We start from the raw sequence: 18,056 nt of genomic DNA, 5'->3' as shown, positions 1-18,056 counted from the left end.
GACATCTAAGCTCTTGGTAGAGTGCTCTTCTATGACAAAACAAGGAAACTGAGATGAAATCTTTGATTGCAGTAACAATGCTTGCTGCCTTTGTTACCCCGGCTAATGCGCAATCTACGAGTTCTGCGCCTGATTTACCAAACCCGAACATAGTTGTCGCATCAGCATGCAGTGGTATGGCCTTCGCAAACACGATGAACAATTTGGACGTCGGAGTGCTAACTGAAGAGCGCGCAAAGGCAACCGCACGATTTCTGGAGCTGGCAACCCTGTTAATCTCACTGAGAGAAGAAAACTTAGATCATATGTCTGCTCATAGTCAAAAATATACCGAAGCGTTTGATAACAGTTACAGAATAACATTTAATAATTTGTTAAACGATAATTTTGGTTGGGTAGACCAGGAAGAACTTGATGTATGTTATTCACGCATGTTTGAAGCCGTCACAAATCCTCCTGAAGACATTATCAAAGGTTACGGTATTTCAGGAATGTTCGAGCTGGTAGGGATGACAAATAAGGATGCGGATTCAAAATTCGATTACATATTGGGAATAATGAAGGCCTCACAGTAAGATCACGGGTTAACCATTAAACAGAAGGCTCCTTTTCGGGGCCTTTTGCAAAGAAGAAGGAAACAACACACAGCTTGACCCCAGCATGAACCAATATCCATAATCAGAGGTGGCTCACTTCTCGGTGAAAAAACCGGCTCACTCTTCCTGCTATGTTGATCGCCGCAATCCCGAAGAGTAGAAGTATTTGGTAACCAAACCCATGTCCACAAAATGAAACAAATTCATCCAGATATCCTAAACCTTGATCCTGTAGATCCACCAGCTGGCGTTGAAAAGATGCCATCTGGTGAAATCCTAGATCTTGAAGAGATAACAAAAGCTGCTGGTATGAAGTGGATCATTACCGGAACATTTGGAGTGACCTACTTAATCATTCCCGGCTCTCGTGATCTTGTTGAAAGAGGAGAAGGTTACCGCATTTTTGGAATATCAGAAGAAAACCTGCCGCAGGATAGTAAAGGCCGCTCAAGAGAGATCATCAGAAGGCTTGCCTATGGATTTCATGACTACGCCGCACGAGAAGTCGCTGCCAGATACCATAGAGATCTGAAAAGAGAGCTTGATGCTGATTGGACCAGAAAACCAAAGCTTAATCATTGAAAATATAAAATCTTTTACGTCTGATAATGTAAGCTATCGGACCCAATGTATTTTATTATATATTTCTAAGGTATTTAATTTATTTAGTTAAAATTTTTTGCATTGTAAAAAATGTAAATAACTATATATTAAATTAAAGAAAGAAATCATTATTATGGAAAAACAAAAACCAAAATTAGGTGCTCCGGCATGCTGGAAAAAACTTCAATATGAGAAGACTCAAGGGCGCTATGAAAAGCTCCATGATGCGAGTGAACAGGTTATTCTAGATATCAAGAAAAAGATTGCTTCTGAAATTCGTGATCATGTTATCAAGAAAAGAATTAATCAGACAGATATCGCACGGGAAACCGGTTTGCCACAAGCTGATGTCAACCGCATTATCAATGGTCGTGTTGAAGTTCGCAGCTTGAAATTCGTGATTGCTCTTGCCGCATATCTTGGGGTTGATACTGGCTTCAACATGAAGACATCCTGATTATTCTTAATCCAATGTTTCCTTGAGTTTCTTAACTGCCTGCAATTCGATTTTGCGGGCAGTTTCTCTTGAAAATCCCATGATATTTGCAATCCCATCATGTGAATACCCAAAGATCCTGTGATAGAGAACGTCGATCTCCAGCTTTGTCAGCTCTGCCTTCGTTGGAAATACCTTATCTTGAACCGCGCCGGGTTTGTCGGAGGCTGATTTCGGTGAGTTACGCGGCCACGGGTTCGGTTTCCAGAGCTGCGTAGAAGTTTGTTTCGGCTTCTGCGGGCGGGATGTTCCCGATAGGCTCGAGCAGGCGGCGGTAGTTGAACCAGTCGACCCATTCGAGTGTTGCGTATTCGACGGCCTCGAAACTGCGCCACGGGCCGCGACGGTGGATGACCTCAGCTTTGAACAGGCCGTTGATCGTTTCGGCGAGGGCGTTGTCATAGCTGTCGCCGACGCTGCCCACAGAAGGTTCGATACCCGCCTCTGCCAATCTTTCGGTGTATTTTATGGACAGGTATTGGCTGCCTCTGTCGCTGTGATGCACCAGTCCCATGCCTTTGACCGGGCGACGTTCGTGGACCGCCTGTTCCAATGCATCAAGGACGAAACTGGCGTGAGGAGAAGTGCTGACGCGCCAGCCTACGATCCTCCGAGCATAGGCATCGATCACGAAAGCCACATATGCGAACCCCTTCCAGGTTGCGACGTAGGTGAAATCACTGACCCACAGCATGTTCGGTGCGGGCACCTGGAACTGGCGGTTCACTTTGTCCAACGGACAGGGCTGCTTCTTGTCAGGGATCGTCGTTCTGTGTGGCTTGCCTCGAATAATGCCTTGAATATCCATGTCCTTCATCAACCTCGCGACCGTGCAGCGAGCGACATCGAAGCCTTCGCGGCGCAGTGGGTGCCAGACCTTGCGCACGCCGTAGACGCTCCAGTTCTCCTCGAAGACACGCCGGATCTCTGGCCGCAGCGCATCATCCCGGCGCGCGCGATCCGACCGCCGGGTTGGATCGGCCCGCTTGGCCAGATGATCATAATAGGTGGACGGGGCGATCGGCAGCACGTTGCAGATCGGCTCGACCCCGTGCGCATCACGATGCGCGTCGATGAAACCCACCATCACTTCGACCGGCGGTCGAGCTCCGCCAGCGCAAAATAAGCTGACGCCTTGCGAAGTATCTCATTCGCCTGGCGCAGCTCGCGGTTCTCGCGTTCCAACGCCTTCATGCGCTCGGCCATCTCGCTGGAGACGCCCGCACGCTTGCCGACATTGACCTCGGCCTTCTTGACCCAGTCGTTCAGGGTCTGGGGTGCGCAGCCGATCTTCGCCGCAATCGACATAATCGCCTGCCAACGCGAACCGAGCTGCCCCTCATTGTCGAAGACCAGTCGCACCGCGCGTTCACGCACTTCAGGGGAAAACTTGTTCGTTGTTTTGCTCATGATGCTCAATCCTACTCAGGAGTTGGAGCCTCCGGCAAACCCGGCGCGGTTCATCTCCAACTTCCAGATACAACGAGCTGTCTCCCATTTTATCTGTTGTTTTCTCTGTAACATTCATTTTGTAACTCCATTGTTTTCATCTAATAAGTTAACAGATTACAAAATCCCACAACGCTAACTTAATTTTGGAAAATCTGGGAAAGGAGTCATTTAATTTTTATAGATAAAGGATTATCAAAATGTCAGAAAACACAATTTCAAATAAAGACAGCATTCCTGAATTCGGCAGGCAAACATTAGAAAATCAGGTCAACCCAACAGATCTGGTTCCACCCTCTCCTTCTATTTTGGATACAATGCTCAACCTTGCAGGAACGGCTCCGGCAATCCTGTTTGGTTTGGGTATGGTCATCTTTCTTTTCTCAGCTTTAACAGGACGCCCGAATTGGGGGATCCTGGTTGCCATGCTTGCTGCTGGCTATGTGCTGACCCAGTTTTAATAGGTATCTGATATGTCATTAATGGGAATGAATACGAATTTGAACAACGGTGAGAAGACAGCTCCTGAGATCAATACAAGCAATACTACATCTACAAAAGGGCCATCTATTGAGCCAAGAAAGCTGGCAGGTATTGGTCTGATTGCAGTAATGATCCTTGGGATTGTCTACTTATTAGGATCAGAATCTGATGAAGATATCACAGCTAAAGAAGCGCCTTCTCAAGCCATACAGGATACGAGTGTTATCACTGATAAATCCTTGATCGATGAACGACGTGAAAAAGGTATCGATATCGACCAAAGACTGGAGAAGGCCAAAGCTGAACAGGGCATGCGAGACGCTGCTGGAGGGGCTGCTGAATGGATGCGTGTTGCGCTCGATGATGTAGCCCGCTCAACGGCATCTCTGAAGATCCTGGGGGCTCCTGTCACACAAGCAGAGGTAACACTCTACGAGGTTCCTGTGCTGGCTGAAGAGACACAACAAGAAGCCGAAAAATCACCTGGTATTGTCGATGGCCTGAAATCCAAAGCAAAAGGCGCATTAACAAATATCATTACAGATGCCGTAAAAAGTGGTTTGTCTGGTAACTGAAGATCAAATACCAAGAAAACAGTAGAGGTGAGCTTAAGTCAGCTCACCTTTTTTAATGCGATAGAAAGTCGTGATCGGAATATTCCAGGCTTCAGAAATCTCCGAATAATGATAGTAATCACCCATAAGACGATCAACAATGAAGCATGTCGGATAACTGTGCTTTCGTTTCTCTGTAACATGAGCTGTCAGAGAAGAAAAAAGAGATAAGACTTCTTCGGTAATTTCTACATCATTTACCAAGAACTTTTCGTATCCAAAGAAGTCTTTTAGAACAGAAATATTTCTCAGCAATGCTGGAAGGGTTTCCCCTAAATCTTGTGTGTGTGTAACTGTAAATGTTTTCATTTGTTTGAATCCTGTGTTGCCTGCAAGCCAATGAAAAGCTGACTTGCAGGCGATTAATTGGTAAATTTATTTGTTTGCATGATATTCGTCTAGTTCTTCTCTGATGAGATCAAGCAGCTCATCCCAATCAATATCTAAATCTATATCCATGTTTCTGTTACTTAGTGAATCACCATTCACCCAGATCGGGTCTACTTTATTCCAATCCAAGTCGTCATATGTAACTTCTTCTTCTTCTTCTTCTTCTTCTTCTTCGTCTTCATCCTCGTAATTTTTTCCATTTGAAAGGGCTTGAAGTCTTAATTCGATATCATCAAACTCATAGACAACTTCCGCACATGTTCCATCTACATCATTAGACGAATAATGAATTTCTATTCTAAAGTCTGCTTCATCATCATTAATTGCCTTAAAGATTTTTTCTATATCATTGATTCTTTTTTGTTCTAAAATTTCATTAATCTCCTCATTCTTTTCAAGAACATAGCGCATGTTTTCTTGAATAGATAAAGTTATAGATTGAACGCTCGAAAGAGGATTATCAGATCGCACCCTTATAAGTTCACCATTAACAAAAAGTCTTCTTTCAACATTATAAGAATCATCAAAGACCATGTAATATCGTAGTTCAAATACGTATTTATCATTACAATCTTCATACTCGAAGACAACTCGCGGGGTATTAAACTTCTTTAATTTTTCAACAGAACCTGAAGTGTCAATAATAATTTCAGGTTGCGTATATCCATTCATGATTGCGTCATACATAATTTTTGATTTTACATTAATTTCTGGTTTATCCATTTTAAGCATCCTCTTCTATTCTTGCTTTCTATATATTATATAGTATACTTTTATCTAAAATACTAGCTTTTGGTAAAATTTATTCATAGAATTTACATAAATCTTAATGTTTTTTAAAGATTTCGGAAAGCCATACACCCTCCCCCTCCCTCAAGATCATAAGAAAGCAAAAAGGCCCCAAAAAGGAGCCTTCTTTTCTTAAATAATGTAGACTGATCACTTAATCGAATGGTGGAAATCTGGGTCTTCGATCTTTACCAGATTGCGTTCTTAAGCGGGCTTCATCTGGAGCTTTCGAAAGAAACGTCAGATCAAAATTGTATGCACAAACGATCTTTCCAGAAACCGTGATCTTTTGGGGGTTCTCTATAATCAGCTTACCTAGATAATCAAAGCCGAAGCCGCCCTTTAGAACGATCCCTGTTTTCTTCTGTGATCGGGCGGGTTTGGTCAATGGTGAGGACGGTCCAACGAGCAGGTCCATACTGCCGTCCGTGGTCGGCGCGCCGCCACAAGATGCGGACTGTGGAGGTCGGGAAGTTCCAAAGCTGTACCTCGGCCTTAGTCGAGCCATGGGTAAATCCGAGCTTATCCCGTCTGATCTGATACCCGCAAACTATTACCGTTCCAACAGGTCGCATCATAAAGCCTGTGCAAGCCTTGAAAAACTGTATCAAAGAAGCTGGCATCGAAACAGGCTACATCTTCAGACCAGTGTTAAAAGGTGGCAAAAGATGCCGCAATTCAGCTCTGACTGGGGAAGCTATTTCTCGCATCATAAAAAACAGAGCTTGTGATGCAGGTCTCGATCCAAAGTTGCTTTCCGGACATTCTGTAAGATCTGGTTTCGTGACCACTGCTGGATTGCATAACGCTCCCATCAATTCGATCATGGAGCAAACAAGACATAAAGACGTCAACACTGTACGTAGTTATTTTGCTGATCATGAGAAATTCAAGAACGATGCCGGAACAGGATTTCTTTAAAGAAAGCTATCCATGAATGTTCTACACATCTAGATTTTTTGTGTAGAACATTTAAGCCAGCTTCCTAACGAAAAATCTTTACAAAATTAAGCTTTATCTTTGGTTCTTTGAGTAAAACAATTACTTGAAAAGGTTTTAACCATATTTCTTTACATATCTCCTATGGATATTCGCAAGTTTTTATGCTATATATTTTGTAATATACATTCAAAAGGAAATTCTGAATGCTTAAAGAAATTGTGGCTAACAGTGTAGATCAATCGAATCAAAATACATCTGTTTCAAAAGAGCAGAATCCCGCGCCAGCACCAGGACCAGGACCAGGACCATATATTACAACGTTTTATTGCTTTCTTAAAAGGAAGACCGTCGTTGAAGAAACACTGCAAGAAACTGATAAGCTTATTAAGCAGTTATCTACAATCAAACGCTAACTTGAAAAAGACTATCCTTACATACACGTAGACAGTGAAGAGCTAGATATTTTCGAGCTGGAAAAGCTATATCAACTCTATGAGAGCTTCGAAGAAGAAAGCCTTGATGAAATAATATACGCTATAAGAAATTATAAAAGTAAATCTGATTCAATTAAAAGAGATTTCCAAAGAGAAGGCAAAACTTCAGAATATGATTTAATCCGTGAGCTTCATCATACAGTAGACATGCGAAAAAAATACTTTGTGTTGAATAAACGTATGAGTCTTATTGTAAGAGATTTGCTGAATGTCATGATGCAGAATAAACCGGATCCGAACAGGAAATCTGTTCTTGCTGCTCCGCAAGCATCACGCAAACCAAAGGTTAAGAAAAAACTGAGACGTAATCTGTGAGCCTTTAAGGAAAACAACTTTTAGTTGATTTCTTTAAAGAAGACCGTTTACTCAATATGAAAAAGAAAAACTCCTTTTCGGGGCTTTTTCAATAGGGTTACCTATGGTCTTGTGGGGGATGAATGGAGTGGCTGATTTTAAAGCCCGTGGAGATCAGTTTTCATGTTTGACATGGTAATGTACAAGTTTTACCTAAAACCTCATCATGTGGTCGTTTTAACAGGTATTCGAAGCTATAAGAGTTACTGTTAGGATCTGATTTTGGAAAGCTGACTGATCTGCTCCAATGAAGCAAACAGATATGCCCTCCCTCACCAAGATCCGCGCGAAAGCGCGTAACAAAGGAAACCTATACCATATTGATCAGCTGTCGCATCGAGAAGGAAGTAAACCGAAGCGATGGATGACAGCTCTATGACCAGATGTAACCTGATCACTCAAAGACCAAAAGCAACCCGTCTTCTTATATCTATAGTATATTGATTATTAGAGAGGCTGTAACCTATTGTTTTAATTAATAAGAAAACGATATTTTACTTTTATCCCCCCCCCTTATGGGTTTTAATCTCAGTTTTGCTTACCTTTTTCTTGCTTAATCTTGATTATAAACTTGATTGTATCTTTTGATTATAATATATGCTTGCAATCCCAAGACCTTCTTTATTTCAGAAGGCATTTTAACGAGTAATTTATGACGCTATCTTTAGAACTCTATTATGAACCAGAAGCTTCCGATTTAGAAGAAGAATTGGGTCTTGAAGAAGGCATTCCCCTTTCTCCCTATCATTCGCAATATGTTGATTATTCAATAGAAAATGAGTTTTTCAACAAATATAAAGCAACTCCTGAATATGAGCATGATGGAGATATCTCTGAAAAAGAGGATGAACAGGAATATATTTCTGAATTTGAAAGCGAGGAAAACTTAAAAGATTTCGATAAAGAATTCCTTAAAATCTGTGCTGAAGAAACAGATGAAGAAATTTCATATCAGATTGAGCAAGCGAAGCTGAGAAGGCTTTTAGGAGAGCATGAGAAATTACAAAAGATTTATGGTCGTTATAAGTCTGGTGCTTCAAAAGACAAGCTGCCTTCTTACCATGCCTTGGTTTGCAGAAACCAAGAAAATAAGCTTTTTTTACAGTCGCCTGAGCAATGGATTACATCGGGTATGTCTTCCAGTTTTCGCGTTGAGTATCCGCTTGCAGCCAGTCTTCTTGATATGTCAGCAAAGGGTATAAGACTGCAATCTTTAAAGATGATGCATTTGATCTATGCGACCGCTTATCATTCAAGAACACAAGAGATCAAGATATCCAAAAATGCGATTAAACAGTTTTTTAATACGAAACTTCACAAACTTAAGCCTGTTTTTGTTCCAGATCTCCTTGAAAAAGACGTGGTGATCGCGGCCACCGGTGTAAAGAACGGCAGCAAACCTCAGACTGTTAGAATTCTTGAATCCTATTCAGAAGATTACAATTATTTGACATTCAAGCTTTCGAAGCCTGTTTTCGAGCAGATGATGAACCCAGGTTTCTATGCATTTACAGATCTCTTGAACGTATCGCGTATGACATCTGTGCTGTCCCTTGGTCTGCTTCCCTATATCATGTTGAAAGAGCGCTCCTCGAGCACGGCATTTACGATGACTAAAAATCGAGCTGCTGTTCTCATGCAAGCCTGTAATGTCGGTGAGAAAATCTTTAATTCAAAGATAAATGAGTGCTTTAATAAAGCACTAAAGGCGCTTTCTGAGTGCGATTATTTCGAAGCGAAAGCTGATATTAATGGTTTTTCAAAGAAATCTGATAGTCTGAGAGTTCTGATAAGACCTCTTCAGAGTTTCTATACCTACAAACGCATTGCCAAAGAAACCATCAAGAACGCCAGCTTTCAGCCTGTCAGCAGTGAATATCACGTTCCAGGACGCAAGATGCGCGGTATATTGATCGATGCAGGCTTAAAAAGCCAAGCCGACAGTCTAGACATCATAGATAACTTGAACAAGAATTTGATAGATTTCATCTACAAAAACAAGATTTCTTCTGGAGAACAGCTTTCCGATCTTTTCGGTATTTTTGCTGACAACATCATTATGAATAGAAGACCTCCAATTATGGGCGACGGCTACTTGAAGCCTGCCCAAGAATATTTTGACAACTTGTTATCAATAGAAAACGAAAAGAAAGCAGGAACCGCTATTGATCCTATGGAAATCATTTATCCCAGGTATACACAAAGAAATCTTTAAATAACTTAGTTTAAATAGTTAATTTTATAATTTATTCAGAATCTATATAATTCATAAGAGAACGGAGAGCTTTACTCACCCTTTGTTTGCTTGGGATCGTGAGGAGGGTTGGATTAATTTCCAGCCCTCTTCTAGTTTTAGATTTCTACTTTTAATTAAAGTATTATATTATTTTATCTTGCAATATGATTTAATTTAAATTATATATTATATGTACCCTCACACACATATTTTCTTCTTGCTGTAGAAAATGCCAGGTTGTCGTTCCTGGTCTTTTCGCTTTTTGATTTCAGAGATTTCTGCAAGCCTTGATCAGATCCTCGATGTCATCTGGCGGATTTCCGGAATCCAGCATCTTTTTAAAGACAACGTACGGATCATTCTTGTCACCGTCTTTTCTCATACCATTCTGATCGTTGACCCAAGCATATGCTATTATTTTAGCTTTCTCTGAATACCTGAAATAGAGACGGAACCTGTTTCCGCCGAACTTTGCTCTCCGCCAGTGTTTGTATCCAGATCCCAACGTCTTCCCCTGTCTGAACTCAGGAGATGCAGGATTTTCAGGGATCTTTTCATAGACGAGTTTTGAGATCTGATTAAAAAGTTTTACGTAAGCGTTCCCAGGATTTTCTGGCAGCGCTTTCTGAGCATTTGCTTCAAGTTTTGTAAGCTTCTCAATGAAAAACGGGTGAAACAATAGTGTCCACCCGTTTATAACTGTTGGTTCTGTCTTTTCACTCAAAACTCGATGTCACCTTCAATTTCATCTTCGAGATCGACATCTTGCTTTGCAGCTTCCCGCATGCGTGCTTCGAGATATTTCGGCATGTGAAAGAGAGCTGCATTCTTTGCGATGTCCTTATCGATCAGCTTCAGGAACTCGTCCAGAACTGGATCATCGTTCCGGTCTCGCGGTTCTGCAACACGAATCCGAAGCTCTCCTTTATGCATTTCGCAAGCAACATTTGTGCCTGTCCTGATGCCAAGTGCGCTACGAAAGCGTTTAGGTAGCGTGAATTGCCCTTTCGAGCTCACGCGTCCGAACTGAAGGTCTGCCATGTTTCTCTTCCCGAGCCACGAGTGTTTTTACACTTCTGTTCCCTCAAAAGTAAGGACGATTTCTTACTTTGTCAATACGCGGCCTCTCCTCACGCTCCCAAGACCTATCAAGATCTGGCCGACGTCTAAGACAGATACTCAGAATGCTTTCAAGATTTCTGATAAGATATCCATTAGAGCTACCCTGCCCTGGCGCACGCATTCCGGCATCTATGATGTTTGAGAGCGTTGGCGGATTCTTCCAATATGTCTGCCAGCTCGTCTCGATCGCCCCACCCACCGCTGCCACATTCTGGAGACCGGAAATGACAGCTATCGATTCAAGGCCAGTTCCGAGACGGCGAAAAAGAAACGAAAGGAGACATCTGCATTGACGCCAACATGACGCGCAGAACATAACAACCGGGTGGGTCAGATCTCGGTGACAATGCCGGGGCAATTCTCACTGGCAAGCAACAGCTTAGGCGTATTGAGGTTCTGGGCGCTCATCCGGAGTATGGTCTCATTGGACGATGAAATCAGAGGAGCGCAGCCGCACCCCGCCGTGCGGTGCCCGAAGGCCATTGATCCAAGCAGCGCCAGACAGATGTACGGCCAGATCAGCCTCAATATACGCTTCCTGCGGCAGCATCAGGGCGGTCGCCACAGTGAACGTCTTGGAGACCTTGCGGGTGTTTTGGCTTTGGCGTCATAAGAAACGACAAAGCCCGCGCGAGGTGCACGGGCTGGGACGGACACGATGCATGCGCGGCATTTTTCGAACGCGGCCAGTGAACGTCACCCGTTGACGCCCTCATGGCACGGAAACTGTCAGTTTACTCATCTGCCCTGCGAAATCGCGCTCAATGCCGATATCAGAGCGTCCGCGTCCAGGGTTACCCATGAAGCCAGGAACTCAAAGCAAGGGCCCCTTCAGGTGACCCCTTTCTGGGACTGATGGCATCTCGTCGAGATCACCCACAGCCTCGCACAATCCGTCCAATCCATTCTTTTTCTGAGACTGGGACAAGAGAAACATTCCTGCCGCCAGAGAAAACTTTGGCATATACGAGGAAGGAGTTGCCCCTTCTTCAATGTGTTTTTTTAAACCCTGCGTTTCACGCTTAATTTCTTGAATGATATGATCGCTAGCAATCGGAGCCAAATCATCACCAGCTTCATTCTTTTCATGATCGACGAATGCTTTTATGCCGTTCTTAAAGAAAAAGAAATTCATTGCTTCTGCAGTTATCTTTCTGATCATTGAAGCGCAACCTTTTCTTAGAAACTTCCTCTCAAAGTATCGATCCCCTTTTATCAAGAAACCTTCCTTGCCCATTCGACGGGCTGATACAAGTGCGTGAATACTTATGTTATCGTTATTCCCGGAACTCACTTTCGTTCTATGAATCCCGTACTCTACTGCAAAACCGTGATCAACGTACGGAAATAAAATTTCTTGTGCGAACTTTCTCCACAGACCCAGAGGGACCTTGTCTGGAATTGATATTTCGATTGTACGTCCGAGCAGTGAATCCGAACCGCCCTCCATTTTCTCAGCTTCCAGCCAAAGTATTGCAGGATCGCGAAATCTACTCTTAACGCTCTCGGGCAGCATTACTTCATGTAGTATGCACTCGTCTCGTTTTGAACTGTAATCATGGGTTCCACATTCAGATTTAACGCACCTCTGAAAAGCTGATCGTCCAGTTGCAGATCCACCGCTTGATCTAGTAATCATTCCAATATTAAATGTGAGAAATCCCATATATATTTTCCTTAACGTCAGATTCTACCTTTAGATTTTAAAAACAGACGCCTGCGTGGCATAATTTCATCCTTGCGCCTGCGAGCAAGCATGTTAATTCAAACTCACCATGCTCAGTGACGTACATTGTGATGGAGATACAACTGTCAATATAAAAAATGTAAATAATTACGCCCTTCTGGAAAATATTTTTAAATTAATCTAAAGATATATAAAAAATGATCTGTCAATAAATTTAACAGCAAAAAGAAACAACATTCCCAGCATTACATTAAAATGCCACAACGTCATTTTATAAAAAAAGTTTGGAATTTTAAGGGGCTCCATCAGTAATTTGATGACTCTAGCCGCACACCCCTTGCAACAAATTCTGAAACATTCAATTTGACTCTCGGATCATAAGTAATGTCGTCTGCATGTGATCTCATGTAAATTGCTTGAAAGATCATAGCGCTGTGCTCAGCCAAAATCTGTGTTTTATCTGATACGGAGACATATACTTGAGCACCCGAAAGCTCAGAAATAAGCTTTGACGCCCTCTTTTTAAGTTCATTCACATTATCAAATTCTTCATACTTAAAAATATCCGATAGCCGCATCGAAAATATCTCGTCTTCAGAATTTTTCCAGATAGCACTGGAAAACCGGCTCAGACATTCCTCAACCTCACTGCTACAAATTAAACTCGCATTTACCAATATTTTCTCCTCGCCAATACTAACCACTCCCCTCACACTTTTCTTATTTGATGATAAAGCATATACAACAAAGGCTTCAAGCACAGCTTCCGACAGCTCACCGTAGAAACTTTCACTTTCGTGGCAAAATGGAGTCGTGATCAGAAATGGAAGAGATGATTTCATCGTCAGCATTACAAAAACTCCGCAAACTTTCCTTCATGATGTTTTCATCTTTCAAAACTGATCGCAATCTCAAACTGAATGCGCAATAACCCACAATCACATCTTCATTCTGCACAAAAACTCTTAATCATTGTCATCGAAATGTACCCTACAAGTAATTGTTTTGTACCTTTCAAGTACTGCCAACCCCGATCGAAAGGGTAACGTTGAGCTTGACGTCATCAAACCGAATTTAACTGAGAGAAATCTCGAGGTTCCCCCCTGTATCACTCCAACTGTTAAAGTTTTTAACTTTTTGGTAACTATTATAGAGCATATAGTATTTGTCATCTGCCGTATGGGCAGTTTAAGAAAAACTATCTCATTGACAGCTTGTAAAAAAGCAAGAAGGTTACCCGCCGAATGGGCGGCTTATAAAAGTAAGTGAGCCCTCTAGTAAGAGGGCTCACTTTAACCTTTTAGTGCTTATTATTATCTAAGTTCCATCTCGACAGCCCCGGGAGCCCAATACGGAGGATGTTTGGGCGTCATCTAGATCTTCTGAGGGTTATGATCCACGCGAATTCTGGCCCGTGCATAAGCTTGATAGTTGTCACGTACGACTTGCGATGTCCGGATGCTGATATGAGCGAACTTCTTAGTGACTGACGATGAAGAATGCCCGTAATGTGCTTGGGTCTTTTGAGACCTTTGCCCCAAAGCTCGTGCGAACAGCTCTGGATTGTCAGCAAACGCTTTCAGATCAGATGCGAATTGATGTCGCCATGCATAAGGGGTAACGACGTCATGTAACCGAGGGTAGAGCTTCCCCGCATGATACGAGACCCAAGCCCCTATATTATGCGCCTGCTTATTGATGAACTCTTCGGGCAGCTCCCGTTCCTCATCTAGCGCAAGAAGTGCTTTATCAATACCGCTAGGATGAACTGTAATCACGTGCGAGAGGCAACCACTGATCAACTCATTAATGGAAGCCTTCTCGGCATCCAGAAGAGACGGGTCTTGACTGAGATCATGATCAATTGCCCCTCCAGTTTCGAGAATATGGTTAGCTAGAAAGGCCGCTTCGGGGGCATCTGACACTACTCGAATGATCCGCCATTCGTGACCACGCTCTTGATTTGATCTGTGCGCTGGATGTCCATAGATCTCTTTCTTAAAAAGCTTTTCAGCTGCACTCATCTTTTCAAAGATCGCAATCTCTTCATCGTCTGCGAGAACTGTACATTTTGAGCCATGAACTCTGAAGACGAGACAGTAAACTGGCTTCGCCGTTGCCCCGAGAGCCCCACAATCCTCTAGATAGATCCGAATTCCTTTGGCCAGTTCAGATGGGCGACAACCTGTTAACGTGAGGATTGCCGTCTGTCTTTTCTTATCGCCCCGACCCCGCTCAGGCGTGTTTTCGAGAGAGTGGAAAAAGTGCTCTCGCCAGTCCCTCCCATCACCACGAAGCTTGTCTAAGCGGTTTAGTCGGGCAATCAATTGACGCTTACTGAAGCGCCCCCTTCGTATCGCAGCAGACTGGGCACACTTTGGAGTCCATTCAGTTTCCGGCTGAAATCCTTCAGCGATATCGAAAACTGTCAGGCCGCAGTTCCTTATCTGCAGTTCCTGAAGGTTCGGCTCTCTTGGTCCTTTCCGCGCAAGAATGTGCTCAGTTCGCTCCTTCAATAGCGGTGGGAATGCGGTCAGATAAGCCGCTGCTGAAATGACTTCTTCAAATGCATGAGGCGTTTGCCGAAGATATACGGCCTTTCGCTTCAAGTCGCTCTTGGCCAATTGCTCGACTTGCACTTCAACTGAGCCGTCGCCATTGAAAGCGCGATATATCAAGCCAAGTCGCCACTCAGTTTCCTCGGCCAATGCTTGTTTGCTCTCGCGTAAATCATGAACAAAGGTGTCATCCCAGAATTGCACTATGACCGCCTCTCCATTTTTAAGAAGCAGGTCTATTGCATGGGCTTGAAGGGCAGCTTTGTACTTGTAGAAAGTGGTTTTCTTTCGGCTAGCAAAATCGAAGTGCATGAAGCCATAAAACGGGTTGGCTTGGTTTTGGCTTTCGCTGGAAGGCATTCTGCGCAACGTATTCAGTGCACTTTTGTATTGCCACATCGTCCCGTGCCGTGATCGGCAAGCAGCAGGAGATACGATTTCTGCGAGACGCGCGGTTTGATACGCTCGCAGAATTACGTCTGGTTGAATGTGAATTCTTCCACGATACGAAGTCGGCATCCAGACTGACCTTAACGTTTTGAATAACGTTTCAAAGGCAGGGTTTCGTCTGATTTGGGTTGACTTTGAAACGTCGAAATCTCGAGCAAGTTTTTGTGATTTTTTCATTATTCCACCAACATTCAGTATACACTCATTATATTTTATCAGAAAAAATTTTCCTATTAATACATGTGCAACTCGCTTTAAAAATCAACTGTTGTGGAAAATTTTAAATCACCAAAGCCAGCATAAAGAAAGTATTCCAGTCTACTTACAAAATCCATCCACCCAAGAAGTTCTGTATTTGATATAGAAATCATTTACTAGGTCACGTTTTTTCAAGCTCTGAGATACGCTCTTCAATAGCCCGTATTATTTCATTTCGCATACTTGTATCAGCTGCTGCACATGCAGTTTTAAAGCGCTTATGTAGTCTCTTGGGCATATCAATCGTGAACCGGGCACAAGGCTCATGCAAAACAAGCTTATTAGCAGTATCATGCCCCAAGCCGCGCTTCTCAAAATCTTCGATAGATTTGTGGACCGGGGGCTTTGGCGCTCTCGAGAAAGATTTTCTTGGCATGATTACGATTCGATTGGAAAATTTGTTTCAATTAGATTCAGGATTTCGTTTGTAAGTTGCTGGATTTCAACGGCCGCCAAACCACGAGGCTCATATTCGTGGATAGATTTCCCGAGGGTCAAGCATTCCGCAAACGCAACCCTCTGATGAACGTGCGAAGTCAAAACTGGCGGTCCATAGCCCTCTGACATGCCATAAATTTGGCGGCCGATAATTGTTCTTGAGATTTTTCTTGAAATAACGAACGCGGCTCGAATATCTTTATACTCAGATACTTCTTGTACCTGCCTAATAGTCATCTCAGAGGCCCAAATACTTAAGCCAGAAGGCTCAATTGGGATCAGAACAAGGTCAGCAGCAGCGATGCATGATCGACTGATTTCCTCTGCGTGTGGAGGTCCATCAATTATCGTAAAATCATACTTCAGCGCCATTTGCTTTGCATCTTTTGCGAAGTTTGGTCTCGCCATAGAAACAACTTGAAAAGCCGTTTCTTCTCTGAGCGATACCCAAGCACTACTGCTTGCTTGTCTGTCTGCGTCAATCAGGAGAACCGAATATCCTAATCTAGCAAGAGTGGATGCTACATTGATTGAAAGCGATGTTTTCCCCGAGCCGCCTTTTTGATTAATGAAACATATAATCATTCTTCTATCTTCCCATACCTTGCTTATAAATAGGAAGAGACCATTAAAATGGGTTTAAGTTTTCATGTGTTCATGGGTTTTGAGTACTGCTGAGGTACATGCCATAGGTTCGACAGGATCTGGCGCGAGTTAAGCTGCTCTTTGCATCTGCTGAGGTAACTCAGGTTCTGGGCTGGAAATCCGCGCAGTTCTGATGTAAATGCATCGCCATGGCAAATATGAAGACGATATCAACTACCAGATAAACGCCCCAGGCAACTGCGGGCGACTGCTGTTCGTCTGCTTGTGCCACATTGCCAATTAGCCGCCGGTCACGCTGTCGCTCGCCTTGTTTTCAAAGATAAATTGACATGCGAAGAAACGAATTACACAAGCGAAAATGGTACTGTGCAGATCCTCACTTTGGTCATGATGCCATTGTGAAATTCTGCAATCGACCTTTCAAAAATGCGAACGAAGCCGATGAAGTGATCCTGCGGAACATGCATGAGCGGGTGGGCCCTGAAGACCAATTGTGGCTGCTCGGGGATTTCGCCCTTGGCCACAAAAAGCTGGACAAAAACTGGCTGCGGGAGATGTTCAACCGGTTGCCTGGTGCTGAACAGCACCTGATTGTCGGCAATCATGATGATGAAATCATCAGGTCGCTGCCGTGGGCAAGTGTTTCACATATGGCCGAAGTGAGGGATGGAGAACATAGGCATTACAATACGCTCTTTCACTATCCTATGCTTACCTGGAACAATTCTCGTCGAGGGGCTTACTGCCTCTTCGGGCATGTTCATGACAACTTTCTAGGAACGCGAAACTGCGTCAACGTTGGACTAGATGTGTGGGATTTCTATCCCGTTTCTTTCGATGAGATCGAACAGCGCTCAAAGACGCTCCACGTGAACAAATACTGGCACGAGGTCGAGCCCGGGACGACCATTTTTGGCGAACAGATTGATTATTACTGAACGTGTGTGAGGGCAGAAATCATGGTAAGAAGTCTGATGTCCTGAAAATGGAAGAGCTGCTCGACGAACGAACCAAAGGTTGGTCTGTATGGGACTTGCATGGGCTGCTCGGATCACAGGCAAGCCGGAGTCTCGCTCACGCTGGATAAAAGTTAGGGGCAACTTCACAGATCATGGGTATCCTGCGGCAGATGGAGAACGGTGCGCCTGTTTCCGAGCCGTGCCGCGAACACGGCATGAGCAGCGCCACGGTCTAAAAGTGGCGCGCCAAGTATGGCGGCATGGACGCCAGCCTGCGCAGCGAGATGAAGACGATCGCCGAGGAGAACCGGAGGCTGAAGCGCATGTATCCCGGGCAGCATGGCGGGGCCGAACCTGCTGGCGCATATCATGGTGTCCAAATTTGACGATCACCTGCCTTTGTATCGGCAGCATGAGATATTTGCCCGAATGGGGACTGACATTCCTGAGACGACGCTTGTCGGTTAGTGAGGCCGCGCCATGAAGACCCTGTAGCCGCTGTTAGTGCGGATTGAGGCGGATATTATGGGCG

At 43.7% G+C, this 18,056-nt stretch carries 20 protein-coding genes, 3 pseudogenes and 1 other annotated feature; of the genes and pseudogenes, 12 read left to right on the top strand and 11 right to left on the bottom strand.

The genetic code is table 11. The annotated features are described in order from the left end of the window. Positions 1-53: 53 nt before the first annotated feature. The 3 genes from ROSMUCSMR3_RS14450 to ROSMUCSMR3_RS14445 all read left to right on the top strand — a co-directional run bounded on the left by ROSMUCSMR3_RS14450 (position 54) and on the right by ROSMUCSMR3_RS14445 (position 1,656). Positions 54-575: a hypothetical protein gene (locus ROSMUCSMR3_RS14450; RefSeq protein ID WP_157667327.1), complete on the top strand. Its 522-nt coding sequence runs from the start codon at positions 54-56 to the stop codon at positions 573-575. Between the two features lie 213 nt (positions 576-788). Continuing rightward, positions 789-1,178, top strand: coding sequence for a hypothetical protein (locus tag ROSMUCSMR3_RS21235; RefSeq protein WP_157667326.1), 390 nt, complete (start codon positions 789-791; stop codon positions 1,176-1,178). Positions 1,179-1,332: 154 nt separating this feature from the next. Beyond that, a complete protein-coding gene (locus ROSMUCSMR3_RS14445; RefSeq protein WP_081507763.1) occupies positions 1,333-1,656 on the top strand; it encodes a helix-turn-helix domain-containing protein in 324 nt (107 codons plus the stop codon). Positions 1,657-1,662: 6 nt separating this feature from the next. Here ROSMUCSMR3_RS14445 and ROSMUCSMR3_RS21920 read toward each other — a convergent pair whose 3' ends face one another. Both ROSMUCSMR3_RS21920 and ROSMUCSMR3_RS14440 read right to left on the bottom strand, forming a co-directional pair. Then, positions 1,663-1,737, bottom strand: a complete 75-nt coding sequence (locus ROSMUCSMR3_RS21920; RefSeq protein ID WP_420541235.1) for a hypothetical protein — start codon at positions 1,735-1,737, stop codon at positions 1,663-1,665. A 139-nt stretch (positions 1,738-1,876) separates the two neighbouring features. After that, positions 1,877-3,105 (bottom strand): IS3 family transposase gene (locus ROSMUCSMR3_RS14440; protein WP_087148881.1). Its coding sequence is split into 2 segments (ribosomal slippage): positions 1,877-2,817 and positions 2,817-3,105, totalling 1,230 coding nucleotides; the frame shifts between segments, so codons are not numbered across the junction. Continuing rightward, positions 2,708-2,824 (bottom strand) — a sequence feature (AL1L pseudoknot). Its footprint overlaps the gene before it by 117 nt. A 239-nt stretch (positions 3,106-3,344) precedes the next feature. Between ROSMUCSMR3_RS14440 and ROSMUCSMR3_RS14435 the strand changes: the two genes are divergently transcribed. Together ROSMUCSMR3_RS14435 and ROSMUCSMR3_RS14430 are read left to right on the top strand one after the other, a co-directional pair. Continuing rightward, positions 3,345-3,605 (top strand): hypothetical protein, encoded by a 261-nt coding sequence (locus ROSMUCSMR3_RS14435; protein ID WP_081507762.1) that lies wholly within the window; start codon positions 3,345-3,347, stop codon positions 3,603-3,605. 27 nt (positions 3,606-3,632) lie between these two features. Continuing rightward, positions 3,633-4,202 (top strand): hypothetical protein, encoded by a 570-nt coding sequence (locus ROSMUCSMR3_RS14430; RefSeq protein WP_157667324.1) that lies wholly within the window; start codon positions 3,633-3,635, stop codon positions 4,200-4,202. 33 nt (positions 4,203-4,235) lie between these two features. Here ROSMUCSMR3_RS14430 and ROSMUCSMR3_RS21225 read toward each other — a convergent pair whose 3' ends face one another. After that, entirely contained in the window at positions 4,236-4,550 is a 315-nt protein-coding gene (locus ROSMUCSMR3_RS21225) for a hypothetical protein (protein WP_157667323.1), read from the bottom strand. Between the two features lie 66 nt (positions 4,551-4,616). After that, on the bottom strand, positions 4,617-5,354 hold the full coding sequence (locus ROSMUCSMR3_RS21220) for a hypothetical protein (protein WP_157667322.1): 738 nt from the start codon (positions 5,352-5,354) through the stop codon (positions 4,617-4,619). 660 nt (positions 5,355-6,014) lie between these two features. Here ROSMUCSMR3_RS21220 and ROSMUCSMR3_RS21215 point away from each other — a divergent pair. The 3 genes from ROSMUCSMR3_RS21215 to ROSMUCSMR3_RS14420 all read left to right on the top strand — a co-directional run bounded on the left by ROSMUCSMR3_RS21215 (position 6,015) and on the right by ROSMUCSMR3_RS14420 (position 9,425). Then, positions 6,015-6,341 (top strand): tyrosine-type recombinase/integrase, encoded by a 327-nt coding sequence (locus ROSMUCSMR3_RS21215; protein WP_157667321.1) that lies wholly within the window; start codon positions 6,015-6,017, stop codon positions 6,339-6,341. A gap of 224 nt (positions 6,342-6,565) precedes the next feature. Continuing rightward, entirely contained in the window at positions 6,566-6,775 is a 210-nt protein-coding gene (locus tag ROSMUCSMR3_RS21210) for a hypothetical protein (RefSeq protein WP_157667320.1), read from the top strand. Between the two features lie 1,087 nt (positions 6,776-7,862). After that, positions 7,863-9,425: a hypothetical protein gene (locus ROSMUCSMR3_RS14420; protein WP_081507759.1), complete on the top strand. Its 1,563-nt coding sequence runs from the start codon at positions 7,863-7,865 to the stop codon at positions 9,423-9,425. Positions 9,426-9,714: 289 nt separating this feature from the next. On the opposite strand, the gene ROSMUCSMR3_RS14415 is transcribed toward ROSMUCSMR3_RS14420, so the two are convergent. Both ROSMUCSMR3_RS14415 and ROSMUCSMR3_RS14410 read right to left on the bottom strand, forming a co-directional pair. Then, positions 9,715-10,170: a type II toxin-antitoxin system YhaV family toxin gene (locus tag ROSMUCSMR3_RS14415; protein ID WP_237183455.1), complete on the bottom strand. Its 456-nt coding sequence runs from the start codon at positions 10,168-10,170 to the stop codon at positions 9,715-9,717. After that, on the bottom strand, positions 10,167-10,487 hold the full coding sequence (locus tag ROSMUCSMR3_RS14410; protein ID WP_081507758.1) for a type II toxin-antitoxin system PrlF family antitoxin: 321 nt from the start codon (positions 10,485-10,487) through the stop codon (positions 10,167-10,169). The genes ROSMUCSMR3_RS14415 and ROSMUCSMR3_RS14410 overlap by 4 nt, the downstream gene beginning before the upstream one ends. Before the next feature lie 256 nt (positions 10,488-10,743). On the opposite strand from ROSMUCSMR3_RS14410, the pseudogene ROSMUCSMR3_RS21200 reads away from it, so the two are divergent. Next, positions 10,744-10,872 (top strand): annotated as a pseudogene (locus ROSMUCSMR3_RS21200) (ATP-binding protein); the annotation flags it as partial. A 117-nt stretch (positions 10,873-10,989) separates the two neighbouring features. On the opposite strand, the gene ROSMUCSMR3_RS21195 reads toward ROSMUCSMR3_RS21200, so the two are convergent. The 5 genes from ROSMUCSMR3_RS21195 to parA all read right to left on the bottom strand — a co-directional run bounded on the left by ROSMUCSMR3_RS21195 (position 10,990) and on the right by parA (position 16,544). Then, positions 10,990-11,133 carry a hypothetical protein gene (locus ROSMUCSMR3_RS21195; protein WP_157667319.1) on the bottom strand — a complete coding sequence of 48 codons (144 nt, stop codon included), beginning with the start codon at positions 11,131-11,133 and terminating at the stop codon, positions 10,990-10,992. 249 nt (positions 11,134-11,382) lie between these two features. After that, positions 11,383-12,234 (bottom strand): MobA/MobL family protein, encoded by an 852-nt coding sequence (locus ROSMUCSMR3_RS14405; protein WP_081507757.1) that lies wholly within the window; start codon positions 12,232-12,234, stop codon positions 11,383-11,385. 326 nt (positions 12,235-12,560) lie between these two features. Beyond that, entirely contained in the window at positions 12,561-13,106 is a 546-nt protein-coding gene (locus tag ROSMUCSMR3_RS21190; protein WP_157667318.1) for a hypothetical protein, read from the bottom strand. Between the two features lie 522 nt (positions 13,107-13,628). Further along, complete coding sequence (locus ROSMUCSMR3_RS14400; RefSeq protein ID WP_081507756.1) at positions 13,629-15,212, bottom strand: hypothetical protein; 1,584 nt, start codon at positions 15,210-15,212, stop codon at positions 13,629-13,631. Positions 15,213-15,899: 687 nt separating this feature from the next. Beyond that, on the bottom strand, positions 15,900-16,544 hold the full coding sequence (gene parA / locus ROSMUCSMR3_RS14395; protein WP_081507755.1) for a ParA family partition ATPase: 645 nt from the start codon (positions 16,542-16,544) through the stop codon (positions 15,900-15,902). 350 nt (positions 16,545-16,894) lie between these two features. Here parA and ROSMUCSMR3_RS14390 point away from each other — a divergent pair, with 350 nt between their 5' ends. From ROSMUCSMR3_RS14390 to ROSMUCSMR3_RS21915, 3 genes and pseudogenes are all read left to right on the top strand, one after another. Then, positions 16,895-17,503 carry a metallophosphoesterase gene (locus tag ROSMUCSMR3_RS14390; RefSeq protein ID WP_081507754.1) on the top strand — a complete coding sequence of 203 codons (609 nt, stop codon included), beginning with the start codon at positions 16,895-16,897 and terminating at the stop codon, positions 17,501-17,503. Positions 17,504-17,676: 173 nt separating this feature from the next. Then, a pseudogene (locus ROSMUCSMR3_RS14385) lies at positions 17,677-17,853 on the top strand (transposase); the annotation flags it as partial. 16 nt (positions 17,854-17,869) lie between these two features. Continuing rightward, a pseudogene (locus ROSMUCSMR3_RS21915) lies at positions 17,870-17,942 on the top strand (IS66 family transposase); the annotation flags it as partial. Between the last annotated feature and the right edge of the window lie 114 nt (positions 17,943-18,056).

Origin of the sequence: Roseovarius mucosus, assembly GCF_002080415.1 — a bacterium.
Taxonomy (GTDB): domain Bacteria; phylum Pseudomonadota; class Alphaproteobacteria; order Rhodobacterales; family Rhodobacteraceae; genus Roseovarius; species Roseovarius mucosus_A.
This window is presented reverse-complemented; position numbering and strand designations above follow the sequence as displayed.

Excerpts from the sequence above, each read along its gene's own strand:
- ROSMUCSMR3_RS14450 (WP_157667327.1), top strand. The coding sequence starts at position 54 with ATGAAATCTTTGATTGCAGTAACAATGCTTGCTGCCTTTGTTACCCCG.
- ROSMUCSMR3_RS21235 (WP_157667326.1), top strand. The coding sequence starts at position 789 with ATGAAACAAATTCATCCAGATATCCTAAACCTTGATCCTGTAGATCCA.
- ROSMUCSMR3_RS14445 (WP_081507763.1), top strand. The coding sequence starts at position 1,333 with ATGGAAAAACAAAAACCAAAATTAGGTGCTCCGGCATGCTGGAAAAAA.
- ROSMUCSMR3_RS14435 (WP_081507762.1), top strand. The coding sequence starts at position 3,345 with ATGTCAGAAAACACAATTTCAAATAAAGACAGCATTCCTGAATTCGGC.
- ROSMUCSMR3_RS14430 (WP_157667324.1), top strand. The coding sequence starts at position 3,633 with ATGAATACGAATTTGAACAACGGTGAGAAGACAGCTCCTGAGATCAAT.
- ROSMUCSMR3_RS21225 (WP_157667323.1), bottom strand. The coding sequence starts at position 4,550 with ATGAAAACATTTACAGTTACACACACACAAGATTTAGGGGAAACCCTT.
- ROSMUCSMR3_RS21220 (WP_157667322.1), bottom strand. The coding sequence starts at position 5,354 with ATGGATAAACCAGAAATTAATGTAAAATCAAAAATTATGTATGACGCA.
- ROSMUCSMR3_RS21210 (WP_157667320.1), top strand. The coding sequence starts at position 6,566 with ATGCTTAAAGAAATTGTGGCTAACAGTGTAGATCAATCGAATCAAAAT.
- ROSMUCSMR3_RS14420 (WP_081507759.1), top strand. The coding sequence starts at position 7,863 with ATGACGCTATCTTTAGAACTCTATTATGAACCAGAAGCTTCCGATTTA.
- ROSMUCSMR3_RS14410 (WP_081507758.1), bottom strand. The coding sequence starts at position 10,487 with ATGGCAGACCTTCAGTTCGGACGCGTGAGCTCGAAAGGGCAATTCACG.
- ROSMUCSMR3_RS14405 (WP_081507757.1), bottom strand. The coding sequence starts at position 12,234 with ATGGGATTTCTCACATTTAATATTGGAATGATTACTAGATCAAGCGGT.
- ROSMUCSMR3_RS21190 (WP_157667318.1), bottom strand. The coding sequence starts at position 13,106 with ATGCTGACGATGAAATCATCTCTTCCATTTCTGATCACGACTCCATTT.
- ROSMUCSMR3_RS14400 (WP_081507756.1), bottom strand. The coding sequence starts at position 15,212 with ATGTGGCAATACAAAAGTGCACTGAATACGTTGCGCAGAATGCCTTCC.
- parA (WP_081507755.1), bottom strand. The coding sequence starts at position 16,544 with ATGATTATATGTTTCATTAATCAAAAAGGCGGCTCGGGGAAAACATCG.
- ROSMUCSMR3_RS14390 (WP_081507754.1), top strand. The coding sequence starts at position 16,895 with ATGCGAAGAAACGAATTACACAAGCGAAAATGGTACTGTGCAGATCCT.